Origin of the sequence: Pseudomonas koreensis (assembly GCF_024169245.1) — a bacterium.
Lineage (GTDB): Bacteria > Pseudomonadota > Gammaproteobacteria > Pseudomonadales > Pseudomonadaceae > Aquipseudomonas > Aquipseudomonas koreensis_F.
Map to the genome: position 1 here is coordinate 4171161 of NZ_JALJWP010000001.1, position 13979 is coordinate 4185139.

9 protein-coding genes are annotated in these 13979 nt (G+C 60.0%); 4 read left to right on the plus strand and 5 right to left on the minus strand.

What is annotated here, in order from left to right; genetic code table 11:
• Window positions 1-69 precede the first annotated feature (69 nt).
• From mapR to J2Y90_RS18535, 3 genes are all read right to left on the minus strand, one after another.
• Window positions 70-1479 (minus strand): GntR family transcriptional regulator MpaR, encoded by a 1410-nt coding sequence (gene mapR, locus J2Y90_RS18525; protein WP_253501546.1) that lies wholly within the window; start codon window positions 1477-1479, stop codon window positions 70-72.
• Window positions 1480-1717: 238 nt separating this feature from the next.
• Window positions 1718-3148: a cytochrome c oxidase accessory protein CcoG gene (gene ccoG / locus J2Y90_RS18530; RefSeq protein WP_253501549.1), complete on the minus strand. Its 1431-nt coding sequence runs from the start codon at window positions 3146-3148 to the stop codon at window positions 1718-1720.
• Between the two features lie 195 nt (window positions 3149-3343).
• On the minus strand, window positions 3344-3592 hold the full coding sequence (locus tag J2Y90_RS18535; RefSeq protein WP_253501552.1) for a DUF3203 family protein: 249 nt from the start codon (window positions 3590-3592) through the stop codon (window positions 3344-3346).
• A gap of 122 nt (window positions 3593-3714) precedes the next feature.
• Here J2Y90_RS18535 and J2Y90_RS18540 point away from each other — a divergent pair, with 122 nt between their 5' ends.
• Window positions 3715-4227, plus strand: a complete 513-nt coding sequence (locus J2Y90_RS18540) for an MgtC/SapB family protein (protein ID WP_253501555.1) — start codon at window positions 3715-3717, stop codon at window positions 4225-4227.
• Window positions 4228-4348: 121 nt separating this feature from the next.
• On the opposite strand, the gene J2Y90_RS18545 is transcribed toward J2Y90_RS18540, so the two are convergent.
• On the minus strand, window positions 4349-4504 hold the full coding sequence (locus tag J2Y90_RS18545; protein WP_253501558.1) for a hypothetical protein: 156 nt from the start codon (window positions 4502-4504) through the stop codon (window positions 4349-4351).
• Window positions 4505-4721: 217 nt separating this feature from the next.
• Here J2Y90_RS18545 and J2Y90_RS18550 point away from each other — a divergent pair, with 217 nt between their 5' ends.
• From J2Y90_RS18550 to glgB, 3 genes are all read left to right on the plus strand, one after another.
• A complete protein-coding gene (locus J2Y90_RS18550) occupies window positions 4722-6719 on the plus strand; it encodes an alpha-1,4-glucan--maltose-1-phosphate maltosyltransferase (RefSeq protein WP_253501561.1) in 1998 nt (665 codons plus the stop codon).
• Between the two features lie 146 nt (window positions 6720-6865).
• Window positions 6866-10207 (plus strand): maltose alpha-D-glucosyltransferase, encoded by a 3342-nt coding sequence (treS, locus tag J2Y90_RS18555; protein WP_253501564.1) that lies wholly within the window; start codon window positions 6866-6868, stop codon window positions 10205-10207.
• A gap of 2 nt (window positions 10208-10209) precedes the next feature.
• Window positions 10210-12441: a 1,4-alpha-glucan branching protein GlgB gene (gene glgB / locus J2Y90_RS18560; RefSeq protein WP_253501567.1), complete on the plus strand. Its 2232-nt coding sequence runs from the start codon at window positions 10210-10212 to the stop codon at window positions 12439-12441.
• Between the two features lie 116 nt (window positions 12442-12557).
• Here glgB and J2Y90_RS18565 read toward each other — a convergent pair whose 3' ends face one another.
• Window positions 12558-13607 (minus strand): autotransporter outer membrane beta-barrel domain-containing protein, encoded by a 1050-nt coding sequence (locus J2Y90_RS18565; protein WP_253501569.1) that lies wholly within the window; start codon window positions 13605-13607, stop codon window positions 12558-12560.
• Window positions 13608-13979: the final 372 nt, after the last annotated feature.

The window sequence follows — 13979 nt, forward strand, 5'->3', positions numbered from 1 at the left end:
GGCATCAGGCGTCTACTGTCAGAAATTACAGGTTTTTCTGCTATTTACTACCTTTTGTCCGACTCCTGTTCAAAACGACCGCACAATCCGCCCCAACGTCTCCATGGCCTTTTCCGATTCCTCGGTCCACGGGCTGCCGTAATTCAATCGAATACAGTTCCTGAAGCGCTGGGTCGGCGAGAAAATCGGCCCCGGCGCGATGCTGATGCCTTGTGCCAGGGCCATTTGAAACAACTTCAGCGAATCCATCTGCTCCGGCAATTCCAGCCACAGAAAGTAGCCGCCCGCCGGTTGGCTGACCCGGGTCTGCGCCGGGAAGTAACGGGCGATCGCCGCGAGCATCGCGCTCTGCTGTTCTTCCAAGGCATAACGCAGCTTGCGCAGGTGTCGGTCATAGCCGCCGTGTTGCAGATAGTCGGCGATCGCAGCCTGCGCCGGCATCGACGCGCACAGCGAGGTCATCAGCTTCAGCCGTTCGATTTTCTGTGCGAAACGCCCAGCGGCGACCCAGCCTATGCGATAGCCGGGGGCGAGGCTTTTGGAGAACGAGCCGCAATGCATGACCAGTCCTTCGGTGTCGAAAGCCTTGGCCGGTTTCGGCGCCTGCTGGCCGTAATAGAGTTCGGCGTAGACATCGTCCTCGATCAACGGCACCTGATGCTCACGCAGCAGTTCGACCAGTTCCTGTTTTTTTGCCTCGGGCATGCTCGCGCCCATCGGGTTCTGGAAACTGGTCATGCACCAGCAGGCCTTGATCGGATGGCGTTCCAGGGTTTGCGCGAGCACGCCGAGGTCGATGCCGTCGCGCGGATGCACGGGGATTTCCACCGCTTTGAGCTTCAGCCGCTCGAGCACCTGCAGGCTGGCGTAGAACGCCGGGGCTTCGATGGCCACCAGATCGCCGGGTTCGGTCACCGCTTGCAGGCACAGGTTCAGCGCTTCGAGCGCCCCGTTGGTGATGAGCAATTCTTCCATCGGCAACATCAGCCCTCCGACCATGTAGCGCAGGGCGATCTGTCGGCGCAGTTGCGGGTTCCCCGGCGACATGTCGGTGACCACCATGCGCGGATCCATCTCCCGCGCGGCGCTGGCCAACGAGCGCGACAGGCGTTGCAGGGGGAAGAGGGCCGGGCTGGGGAATGCCGAGCCGAACGGCACGGTGTTCGGATCCTTGATCGAATCAAGCACCGAGAACACCAGTTCGCTGACGTCGACTTCGGTGGACTCGTTGACCTGACTGCTGATCGCTGGCTCGGAGAAAGGGCTCGGCGTATGAGCGTTGACGAAGTAACCGGAACGCGGCCGAGCGCGGATCAGGCCGCGACGTTCGAGCAGGTAATAGGCCTGGAACACCGTGGACGGGCTGACGCCGTAAGTCTGGCTGGCGTAACGCACTGACGGCACCCGCTGGCCAGGGCCGAGCACGCCGGAGCGGATCAGTTCAGCGATGTCGTCGGCGAATTTTTCGTAGCGTTTCATCGGTGGGCCTTGATGGACTTGATTTTGTGGGGTGTCAGGGAAAGGGCCCTCACCCTAGCCCTCTCCCAGAGGGAGAGGGGACTGATTGGGGGATGCTGATGAAATACGCCGACCTGACAGTGCTTTGCCGAATCCATAATCGACTCGGTCTTTCAGGTCGATGCATAGCGACAGACACCTCGGTCGGCTCCCTCTCCCTCCGGGAGAGGGCTGGGGTGAGGGCAGCAATGCCAGCTCCTCAGCGATTCATCGGCGCGACAAACCGGCTCTTCGCCAAGCTGTAAACCTGCGGTTCATCAATGTCTTCAATCCTGAAACTCAACGTTTGCGAACTGCTCGCCGGCCGCTCGGTAGTCATGGCCACCGACACCGGCACATCGACAATCTCTCCCGGCATCAGACTGAGGGCCGTCTTGCCCTTTAACTCGAACCCTTGGCCATCAACCAGACTCAACCGGTAATCCTGGTGCTGCTGAGTCTTGTTGATCACTTTCAGCGAATAAATATTCTCGATCTGCCCCTGAGCGTTCTCGCGAAACAAGCCGCGATCCTTGGTCACGTCCAGCGACACCATCGGCCGCTCGATCAATGCCAGCACCAACGCGCCGACCATCACCAGGAACACCGCCGTGTAGCCAATCAGACGCGGACGCAGCAGATGGGTCTTGCCGCCCTGCAGTTCGCGCTCGGAACTGTAGCGGATCAGGCCGCGCGGGTAATGCATTTTGTCCATGATCGAATCGCAGGCATCGATGCACGCTGCGCAGCCGATGCATTCCATTTGCAAACCATCGCGGATGTCGATGCCGGTCGGGCAGACCTGCACGCACAACTGACAGTCAATACAATCGCCCAGGCCAGCCTCGACTGGACGCACGTCACGCTTGCGCGGGCCACGGTTTTCACCCCGCGCGGCGTCGTAGGCGATGGTCAGCGTGTCCTTGTCGAACATCACACTCTGGAACCGCGCATACGGGCACATATGCATGCACACCGCCTCGCGCAGCCAACCGGCGTTGATGTAGGTGGCGGCAGCGAAAAACAGCACCCAGAACAGGCTGACGCCACCGATTTGCAGAGTGAGCAATTCTTCGGCAAGCGGCCGGATCGGGGTGAAGTAGCCGACGAAGGTCAGGCCGGTCATTATGCTGATTGCCAGCCACAGCGTGTGCTTGGCCGCGCGGCGGGCCAGTTTGTTCAGGCCCCACGGCGCGGCTTGCAGTTTGATCCGCTGGTTGCGCTCGCCTTCGGTGATCTTCTCGCACCACATGAAGATCCACGTCCACGAACTTTGCGGACAGGTGTAACCGCACCAGACCCGCCCGGCGAACACGGTGATGGCGAACAGACCGAACGCGGCGATGATCAGCAGGGCCGAGAGCAGAATGAAGTCCTGCGGCCAGAAGGTCGCACCGAAAATGTGGAATTTGCTTTCCGACAAGTCCCACAACACTGCCTGGCGACCGCCCCAATTCAGCCACACGGTGCCGAAGAACAATACAAACAGAAACCCCGCGCCGCTCATGCGCAAGGTGCGAAACAGACCGGTGAAACTGCGGGTATGGATCTGATTGTCGCTTGATCTGGCCGTCACCTTCGTCGGGCGCGCGGGTACGTTGTTTATCGTTGGCGATGCTTCTACGGTTCGGACGGGGATTTGCTCGCTCATGGTCGTTCGCTCATCAGCCTCCATCAGGCCGAGGCACTATGAGCTCCGATCTGTTTGCAGAACAGACTCAGGTCTGGCAATAAAAAGCGGAGCAGATGAGGGTTGGTGCAATGCCTGCGACAACTTGAAGCATCAGGCCGGGCGCGGTGCACACGCCTGGCGCAGGCGTTTGCACCGCGTGTTGAGTCAGATCAATCAAACCACCGAATCGCCGTCATCGGCCTTCAGATGTTTGCGTCCGTCCTTGGCCCCGGCTACGGTCAAGGCGTCGGCTTCTGCTTCGGTGATGTAGGTGCGCTTGCCATCGATTTCCACGTACGACATGGCTTTGTCGCTATCGGTCATGACTTCCAGAGTGTCGCAGGTGCGTTTCTCCTCACCATGCTCGACAGTGAAAAAACACACTTTCTGCTCGGGGTTGGACTCATCGATTCGAACGGGCATGGCGGCGGTCCTTTTGTAGTGAGGTCTGCACGTTAGGAAGCGCAGCGTGCTGATCGTTCTGCGCAACCGATTAATGGTCGCCGTTGTCCATCGCTTATCGAACCAACAACAAGGGAAGCACGATGGAAGACTGGTGGGACGAAGTGTGGGCAACTCTGCAGGCCGAATTCGCCGACGTCGGCGACGCCTCGCAACTGACGCGAATCACTGTACGTTTGCTGATGGCGGCGATGCTCGGCGGGATTCTTGGTTTCGAGCGCGAACATAAAGGCAAGGCTGCCGGCGTGCGCACACACATGCTGGTGGCCTTGGGTGCTGCGCTGTTTGTACTGGTGCCGCAGACCTCGGGCGCGGAATCCGATGCCATGAGCCGGGTATTGCAGGGTGTGATCGCCGGGATCGGCTTTCTGGGAGCGGGCACAATCCTGAAAAATCAGCAGGGCGACGAATCCCATGTCAAAGGCCTGACCACGGCCGCCGGGTTATGGATGACAGCGGCCATCGGCGTGGCAGTGGGGCTGGGCAAGGAAGCGACGGCAGTGCTGAGTACCCTGCTGGCACTGGCGATCTTCAGTGTGATGCCGTACGTGGTCAGGGTGTTCGAAAAGGATGTCGACAAGAACGACCACCTCTAGCTATTCACTCGGTCCCGTGTAGGAGCTGCCGAAGGCTGCGATCTTTTGATTTGCAGCGCGGCAAAAAAAAGATCGCAGCCTTCGGCAGCTCCTACAGGGATGACCGACAGACATGCAAATGTCAGACGATCACCGGCGGCATGGTGCTCGGCGGTTCTTCCTTTGGCGGTGGCGTGCCGGGTGGCTCTTGCTCGGGCACCGGTGGCGGTTCGGTCTCCGGCAGGGTGGGTTTGTCGATGTTCGGATCGGGCGTTTCCGCCGGGATCGGGATGTTCATCTTTTGACCTCCATATGGCACATGGCGTGGGACGTGCTTAAGTGAGTTGACCCAGCCACGGCAAATTCGATCCGCGTGTTTGTCTTGTTAATTTCATCTGAACTTTTCCCCGCGCCGGTTGCTCGGAACCTAAGTGAGTTCATGACAGGGCCGGCGCTTTGTCGCGAATACTGTTCTGGCACAAGAGCGTCCTTGGGGCGTTAAGGAGAGATGCTCAATGACTGCTGAAAGACCTTCAGAGCTGAGTTACAACCCGCACATGCCGCTGTCGCAGGCATTGCTGCTTCCACGCATCGTCATCGAAAACACCATGCCGACCCTCGACGGCGGCCAGTTTGCCGTCAAGTCAATTGCCGGGCGCGAAGTGGTGGTGACCAGCAAAGTATTTGCCGACGGCCATGACAAGCTCGCCGTACGCATCCGCTGGCGCGAAGAAGGCCAGGAAACCTGGCAGACCGAGGTCCTGTCCGATCAGGGCAACAACACTTGGCGAGGCCAGTTCCGTCCTGAGGAGCAGGGTCGCTACCTGTATTGCATAGAAGCCTGGATCGATCACTTCGCCAGCTTCCAGTACGAACTGGAGAAAAAGCACAACGCGGCGGTGCCGGTTTCCCTGGAGTTGCAAGAAGGCCGGACCATGGTGCAACAGGCTGCAGAACGCAGCGAAGGTCAGCTCAGCGAGCAGCTCGCCGCGCTGCACCATGAATTGTCCGGGCTGCTCGAAACCGAGCAGGTCGCATTGTTTCTGCACTCGCGCAGTGCGGAGCTGATGGCCCAGGCCGATCACCGCGCGTACTTGAGCGTCAGCGCCGAGTTCCCCATGGACGTCGAGCGCGAGCTCGCCGAGTTCGCCAGTTGGTATGAACTGTTTCCGCGCTCGATCACCGACGACCCCAAGCGTCACGGCACCTTTAATGACGTGCACTCCCGTCTGCCGATGATCCAGGACATGGGCTTCGACGTGTTGTACTTCACGCCGATTCACCCGATCGGCCGCGCCCACCGCAAGGGTCGCAACAATTCCCTGACCGCTGGCCCCGACGATCCCGGCAGTCCGTACGCAATCGGCAGCGAGGAGGGTGGCCACGAGGCAATTCACTCGCAACTCGGCACCCGTGACGACTTCCGCCGCTTGGTGGCCGCGGCTGCGGATCATGGTCTGGAAATCGCCCTCGACTTCGCGATCCAGTGTTCTCAGGATCACCCGTGGCTCAAGGAGCATCCGGGCTGGTTCAACTGGCGCCCAGACGGCACGATCAAATACGCAGAGAACCCGCCGAAGAAATATCAGGACATTGTCAACGTCGACTTCTACGCGCCGGATGCGATTCCGAGCCTGTGGGTCGAGTTGCGCGACATCGTGGTTGGCTGGGTCAAGGAGGGCGTGAAGATCTTCCGCGTCGACAACCCGCACACCAAACCGCTGCCGTTCTGGCAATGGTTGATCGCCGATGTGCGCACCTTGTACCCGGAAGTGATCTTCCTCGCCGAGGCCTTCACCACGCCGGCGATGATGGCGCGGCTGGGCAGGGTCGGGTATTCGCAGAGCTATACCTACTTCACCTGGCGCAACACCAAGGCCGAGCTGGCGGAATATTTCACTGAACTGAACGAGTCGCCTTGGCGCGAATGCTACCGGCCGAATTTCTTCGTCAATACCCCGGACATCAACCCGGCGTTCCTGCATGAGTCAGGGCGTCCCGGTTTCCTTATCCGCGCCGCGCTGGCGACCATGGGCTCTGGGCTGTGGGGGATGTATTCCGGGTTTGAACTGTGCGAATCGGCGCCGGTGCCGGGTAAAGAGGAATACCTGGATTCGGAGAAATATGAAATCCGCGTCCGCGATTTCACCGCCCCGGGCAACATCATTGCCGAGATCGCCCAGCTCAACCGTATCCGCCGGCAGAACCCGGCGCTGCACACGCACCTGGGCCTGAAAATCTACAACGCGTGGAACGACAACATTCTGTACTTCGGCAAGCGCAGCGCCGATGGCAGCAATTTCATTCTGGTCGCGGTCAGCCTCGATCCTCATAACGTGCAGGAAGCGAATTTCGAACTGCCGCTGTGGGAAATGGGCCTGCCGGACGACGCCACCACCCATGGCGAGGATTTGATGAACGGCCATCGCTGGGACTGGCACGGCAAATATCAGTTCATGCGCATCGACCCGGCGTATCAGCCGTTCGGGATTTGGCGCATCAGCGCTACGTAATGATCGTTCCCACGCTCTGCGTGGGAATGCATCCCGGGACGCTCCGCGTCCCAAAGCGGACGCAGAGCGTCCATGGCGGCATTCCCACGCAGAGCGTGGGAACGATCGTCGTGGGACGCCCATAAAGTATTCAACAGGAGTTCCACATGGCGAAGAAACCCAAGGCAGCCGCCTTCATCAAAGACCCGCTCTGGTACAAGGACGCGGTGATCTATCAGGTTCACGTCAAATCGTTTTTCGACTCCAACAATGACGGGATCGGCGACTTTCCCGGGCTTATCGCCAAACTCGATTACATTGCCGATCTCGGCGTCAACACCATCTGGTTGCTGCCGTTCTATCCCTCGCCACGCCGCGACGACGGCTACGACATCGCCGAATACCGTGGCGTGCACAGCGACTACGGGACCATGGCCGACGCCAAGCGCTTCATCGCCGAAGCGCACAAGCGCGGGCTGCGGGTGATCACCGAGCTGGTCATCAACCACACTTCCGACCAGCACCCGTGGTTCCAGCGTGCGCGCAAGGCCAAGCCGGGTTCGGCGGCGCGGGATTTCTACGTGTGGTCCGATGACGATCAGAAATACGACGGCACGCGGATCATCTTTCTCGACACCGAGAAATCCAACTGGACCTGGGACCCGGTCGCCGGTCAGTACTTCTGGCACCGCTTCTATTCGCATCAGCCGGATCTGAACTTCGATAACCCGCAAGTGATGAAAGCCGTGCTGTCGGTGATGCGTTACTGGCTGGACATGGGCATCGACGGTCTGCGCCTTGACGCGATCCCGTACCTGATCGAGCGCGACGGCACCAACAACGAAAACCTGCCCGAGACCCACGACGTCCTCAAGCAGATCCGTGCCGAGATCGACGCCAATTATCCCGACCGCATGTTGCTGGCCGAGGCCAATCAGTGGCCGGAAGACACTCAGCTGTACTTTGGTGACACCGATGCCGCTGGCGTTAACGGCGACGAATGCCACATGGCCTTCCACTTCCCGCTGATGCCGCGCATGTACATGGCGCTGGCTCAGGAAGATCGCTTCCCGATTACCGACATCCTACGGCAGACCCCGGAAATCCCGGCGAACTGCCAATGGGCGATCTTCCTGCGCAACCACGATGAGCTGACCCTGGAAATGGTCACCGATCGCGAGCGCGATTATCTGTGGAATTACTATGCGGCTGACCGTCGCGCGCGGATCAACCTGGGTATTCGCCGCCGTCTCGCACCGTTGATGGAACGCGACCGTCGCCGCATCGAGCTGCTCAACAGCCTGCTGCTGTCGATGCCCGGCACGCCGACCCTGTATTACGGCGACGAAATCGGTATGGGTGACAACATCTACCTCGGCGACCGCGACGGCGTGCGCACGCCGATGCAGTGGTCGATCGACCGCAACGGCGGTTTCTCCCGCGCTGATCCGGCGAGTCTGGTGCTGCCGCCGATCATGGATCCGCAGTATGGCTATCAGTCGGTCAACGTCGAAACCCAGTCCGGCGATCCGCATTCGCTGTTGAACTGGACGCGGCGTCTGCTGGCAGTGCGCAAGCAATCGAAAGCGTTCGGCCGGGGCACCTTGAAAATGCTCTCGCCGAGCAACCGTCGCGTCCTGGCCTACACCCGCGAATACACCGATGCCGATGGCAAGCACGAGATCATCCTGTGCGTGGCCAACGTCTCGCGCAGTGCGCAAGCGGTCGAACTGGACCTGTCGGCTTATGTCGGCATGGTGCCGGTGGAAATGCTTGGCGGTAACGCGTTCCCGCCGATCGGTCAGTTGAATTTCCTCCTGACCCTGGCGCCGTACGGCTTCTATTGGTTTGCCCTGGCGACGGAAAACCAGATGCCGAGCTGGCACGTCGAACCGGCGCAAAGCCTGCCGGACTTCACCACGCTGGTGCTGAAAAAACGCATGGAGGAACTGCTCGAAGCGCCGTCGCGCACGACGCTGGAGCAAAGCATCCTGCCGAGCTGGTTGCAGAACCGTCGCTGGTTCGCCGGCAAGGATGCGGCGATCGAGAAGGTCAACCTGGCTTACGGCGTGCGCTTCGGCGACGCCCAGCATCCAGTGCTGCTCAGCGAGATCGAAGTCACCAGTGGCGGCCAGACCAATCGTTATCAACTGCCGTTCGGCTTCATTGCCGAAGACCACGTCGGGCCGCCGTTGCCGCAGCAATTGGCGCTGTCGCGTGTACGCCGTGTGCGTCAGGTCGGCTTGATCACTGATGCGTTCAGTCTGGAAACCTTTGTCCGCGCCGTGCTGCAAGGCATGCAGAACAACACGGTATTGGAGTCGATCGAAGGCGAAATCCGCTTCGAACAGACGCCGCACCTGGAAACGCTTGGCCTTGGCGCCGAGTCGGATGTGCGTTACCTGTCGGCCGAGCAATCGAATAGCTCCGTGGTGATCGGCAACAGCCTGGTGCTTAAGCTGATACGCAAAGTCGCTTCTGGCGTACACCCGGAACTGGAGATGAGCGCTTACCTGACCGAGGCCGGTTTTGCCAATATCTCTCCACTGCTCGGTTCGGTGATTCGCCGTGACGCACAGGGCGAAGACAATCTGCTGATGATTGCGCAAGGCTATCTGAGCAATCAGGGCGATGCGTGGGAATGGACGCAGAACAACCTCGAACGGGCGCTGCGCGATGAACTGGCCGACGCCATGTCCGAGCAGGAACAGCATTACAACGCTTTGGGCGAGCTGAAGGACTTCGCCGGCATGCTCGGTCAGCGTCTGGGCGAGATGCATCAGGTGCTCGCTGCGCCAACCGACAACGCCGACTTCGCTCCGCAGGTGTCGTCGAGCAAGGACATGGCCGCGACAAGCAAGGACGTCACCGCGCAGGTTGAACATGCCTTGAAATTGCTCAAGCAACATCAAGGCGAGTTGAACGCAGCGGACCAGAAACTGGTCAAGCGTCTGCTCGACGAGAAGAAAACCATTCTTGCCCATGTGCAGGATCTGGCGAGGAAAGCCACTGGCGGTTTGCGCATTCGGGTGCACGGCGACTTGCATCTGGGCCAGGTACTGGTGATCAAGGGCGATGCCTACCTGATCGACTTCGAGGGCGAACCGGCGCGGCCGTTGAGCGAGCGTCGCGGCAAGCACAGCCCGTACAAGGACGTCAGCGGTGTACTGCGTTCGTTCGATTACGCAGCGGCGATGACGATCAACGTGCACAACGTTGATAACAGCACTGAAGCTGAAACAGCGCGCAAACGCGTCGCCGAGCGTTATCTGCGCGAGGCACGCGAGGCATTTGTCCAGGCATATCGCGAGGCGGCAGCTAGTCTTGAGCATGCCTGGCAGGATCCTCAAGGCGCCGACGCCGCGCTGGCGTTGTTCGGCCTGGAAAAAGCCGCTTATGAAGTGGCCTACGAAGCGGAAAACCGCCCAACGTGGCTGCCCGTGCCGTTGCACGGCTTGTATGGATTATTGACTGGGCTTAAACCCTTTTCCGATCTTGGTGGAGAGTAGTCATGAGTTTCTCGAACAAGGAACAGGGTGTGGTAAAGGAAGCATTGTTACCCTCGGCACGCGACATCGACGCCCTGGTACGCGCTGAACATCAGGACCCGTTTTCGATCCTCGGCCCGCACGGCGATGGCGCCGGCGGGCAGTTCATCCGGGCTTATCTGCCGGGCGCGCTGAGTGTCGCGGTGCTGGACAAGGACAGCGGTGAAGAAATTGGCCCGCTGCAGATGACCGAAACGCCGGGGCTGTTCGTTGGCCATTTCGATCAGGCGCGGCCGTACCTGTTGCGCACGCGCTGGGCCGGTGGCGAGCAGGTGGCCGAAGATCCGTACAGCTTTGGCCAGCTGCTCGGCGAGATGGACTTGTATCTGTTCGCCGAAGGCAATCACCGCGACCTCAGCGCCTGCCTCGGTGCGCAGTTGAAGACCGTTGATGGTGTCGACGGTGTGCGTTTTGCCGTGTGGGCGCCGAATGCCCGCCGGGTGTCGGTGGTCGGCGATTTCAACGTCTGGGACGGGCGCCGTCACCCGATGCGCCTGCGCCATCCTTCGGGGGTTTGGGAGTTGTTCATCCCGCGACTGCAAGCGGGGGAGTTGTACAAATACGAAATTCTCGGTGCCCACGGCATTCTGCCGCTCAAGGCCGACCCGATGGCCCTGGCCACCAGCCTGCCGCCGGACACCGCGTCGAAAGTCGCCTCGCCGTTGCAGATCGACTGGCAGGATCACGACTGGATGAATGCCCGCCAGGACCGCCAGCAGCGCTCCAAGCCTCTGTCCATCTACGAGCTGCACGCCGGCTCCTGGCAGTGCGAGCTGGATGATCTAGGTGAAGTGGCGCGTCAGTACACTTGGCCGGAACTGGCTGAGCGGCTGATTCCTTACGTCAAAGAGCTGGGGTTCACTCACATCGAATTGATGCCGATCATGGAGCACCCGTTCGGCGGTTCCTGGGGTTATCAGTTGCTCTCGCAATTCGCCCCGAGCGCACGTTATGGCACGCCGGATCAGTTCGCCGCGTTCGTCAATGCCTGCCACCAGGCGGACATCGGCGTGATCCTCGACTGGGTGCCGGCGCATTTCCCCACCGATACCCACGGTCTGGCGCAGTTCGACGGCACCGCGCTGTACGAATACGGCAATCCGCTGGAAGGCTTCCATCAGGATTGGGACACGCTGATCTACAACCTCGGCCGCACCGAAGTGCACGGCTACATGCTCGCTTCGGCGCTGCACTGGCTGAAGCACTTCCATATCGATGGTCTGCGTGTCGATGCGGTGGCGTCGATGCTGTATCGCGACTATTCGCGCAAGGCTGGCGAATGGGTGCCGAACCGCCACGGCGGGCGCGAGAACCTCGAAGCCATCGATTTCCTGCGTCATTTGAATGATGTGGTTGAGCTGGAAGCTCCGGGTGCGCTGGTGATTGCCGAAGAGTCCACCGCATGGCCTGGCGTCAGCCAAAGCACCCAGCAGGGCGGCCTCGGTTTCTCCTACAAATGGAACATGGGCTGGATGCACGATTCGCTGCACTACATCCAGCAGGATCCGGTGTACCGCGCCCATCACCATAATGAGTTGAGCTTCGGTCTGGTCTACGCCTGGTCTGAACGCTTTATCTTGCCGATCTCCCACGACGAAGTGGTGCACGGCAAGCACTCGCTGATCGACAAGATGCCCGGTGACCGCTGGCAGAAGTTTGCCAACCTGCGCGCCTATCTGAGCTTCATGTGGACTCATCCGGGCAAGAAACTGTTGTTCATGGGATGCGAGTTTGGCCAATGGCGCGAGTGGAATCATGATCAGCAACTGGACTGGTACCTGCTGCAGTACTCCGAGCACAAAGGCGTGCAGAAACTGGTTGGCGATCTCAATCGGCTGTATCGCGAAGAGCCGGCGCTGCACGACCAGGACGATGCGCCGCAGGGCTTCCAGTGGTTGATTGGCGATGATGCGATCAACAGCGTTTACGCTTGGTTGCGCTGGAGCAAGGATGGCTCGCCAGTGTTGGTAGTCGCCAACTTCACCCCGGTACCGCGCCAGTCGTATCGCGTCGGGGTGCCGTTTGCCGGACGCTGGACTGAGCTGTTCAACAGCGACGCCGACATTTATGCCGGTTCCAACTATGGCAATGGTGGCGGGGCATTGACTGAAGAGGTGCCAAGCCATGGTCAATCGTTGTCACTGGAACTTAATCTGCCACCGTTGGCGGTGTTGATCCTCAAGCCGCAGGGCTAGCACCTGTGGGAGCGAGCTTGCTCGCGAAGGCGCCATGTCAATCAACGATGATGTTGAAGGTGGCACCGCTTTCGCGAGCAAGCTCGCTCCCACAGGATTCTTCAGCCTTCAGTGGATCACCAACGCATCCGCACGCCGAGGCTGCCGATGATCCCGTTCAGATCATTGTCATCCACGTCGCTGCTGTAATCGGCGCTCATGTACAGGCTCACTGCCGGCGTGACTCGCGCCACCAGTCCCAAGCCCAATTCAACGGTTGAGGATTTGCGACTGCTGCTGATCTTGTCGACCTGATCCAGCGTTACCGTGCTGCCGGTGTACACCGTGTGCCAAAGGTTGGTGCGCAGGTAAGGCTCGACGGGTAAACCGTTCAGGTCGTAACTGCCTTTCAACCGCGCCCCGACGCGGCCGCTCCATGCGGTCAAGTCTGTCGAAGAAGTGTTCGATCCAGCGTAAGGCGCGTCGAGACTGATACGCTGGTTGATCAGTTGCGCCTGCGGTTCAACCACCCAGTTCTCACTCAGACCGATCGGATAGCCGCCCTCGACGGAAAAGGTCATCGCGCTGCCTTCGGTGGCCTGACGATTGCCTTGTGGTGTCCGACTGAAACCGCTGACCCGACCGCCACTGGCCGAAAGGTCAACATGCCAGCCCTGCGTGCCCACCAGGCTGTAATAGGCACCAAGGCTCTGACCTTGCAGATTGAGGCTGTCAGTGTTCGGAGCGGCGAGGGCGCGGCGGGTCAGTGCACCGTCAGCACTCATCTGAATCTGATTATCACCGCCGATCAGGCCAAGGATCTGGGTGGCGCCATTGCCGCTCTTCAATGTGACCACGGCCGGGCCTTTGAACTCGCCGCCGGGCATCGCATAAGCAGAGGACAGCGCATCAGTTTGTGCGCGTCGGGCGCTTCGGCCATAGAGCTCATCCCAGGCCGATGGCGCGAGATCCTCGGTGATCAGGCGCGAACTCTGCTGGCTCAACGGCAACGGCCCAGGCGTTACCACGGTAACCGGCAAAGTCATTACCGGCACATCGGCGCGATACCACGTGGTTTCATCCGCCGCAGAACCCGCATGTGCCTCCATGGACGAGCACAGCAACAGCGAACCGGACACTGTGCAAAGGGTGATTTTCAATTCGTGTGAGGTCAGTGAAGTTTTCATGGAGGTCTACCTTGCAAGCGCATGCGTCATCTCGAGTTTGGCGTCTCTCCTACCCCGAACGAGGGGCGACCGAATAGAGCGGGACGAACCGCGGCTGCTCGATTTCGCGAGTGCCGGAAGGTCAGTCCCAGTAGTGATTCCGGGGGTAGTAAGGTAGAGATAAGAAGAGCGATGCCTGCGCGTCAAGAAAATGCACGATGAATGGCGTGATTAAATCAGCCTTCGCAAGCGTTTGTTTTTCTGCACATAACTAAGTGGTTGTTTGCATGGAAAAACGCCTGTGACCTGCACAGCTGACAGATTTCCGCCACCGACGAAAGGTCATGCCGGTGCGCGACCGGACAGATGACCTGTCATTTAATTGCTGTCAAA

Excerpts from the sequence above, each read along its gene's own strand:
- mapR (WP_253501546.1), bottom strand. The coding sequence starts at position 1,479 with ATGAAACGCTACGAAAAATTCGCCGACGACATCGCTGAACTGATCCGC.
- ccoG (WP_253501549.1), bottom strand. The coding sequence starts at position 3,148 with ATGAGCGAGCAAATCCCCGTCCGAACCGTAGAAGCATCGCCAACGATA.
- J2Y90_RS18535 (WP_253501552.1), bottom strand. The coding sequence starts at position 3,592 with ATGCCCGTTCGAATCGATGAGTCCAACCCCGAGCAGAAAGTGTGTTTT.
- J2Y90_RS18540 (WP_253501555.1), top strand. The coding sequence starts at position 3,715 with ATGGAAGACTGGTGGGACGAAGTGTGGGCAACTCTGCAGGCCGAATTC.
- J2Y90_RS18545 (WP_253501558.1), bottom strand. The coding sequence starts at position 4,504 with ATGAACATCCCGATCCCGGCGGAAACGCCCGATCCGAACATCGACAAA.
- J2Y90_RS18550 (WP_253501561.1), top strand. The coding sequence starts at position 4,722 with ATGACTGCTGAAAGACCTTCAGAGCTGAGTTACAACCCGCACATGCCG.
- treS (WP_253501564.1), top strand. The coding sequence starts at position 6,866 with ATGGCGAAGAAACCCAAGGCAGCCGCCTTCATCAAAGACCCGCTCTGG.
- glgB (WP_253501567.1), top strand. The coding sequence starts at position 10,210 with ATGAGTTTCTCGAACAAGGAACAGGGTGTGGTAAAGGAAGCATTGTTA.
- J2Y90_RS18565 (WP_253501569.1), bottom strand. The coding sequence starts at position 13,607 with ATGAAAACTTCACTGACCTCACACGAATTGAAAATCACCCTTTGCACA.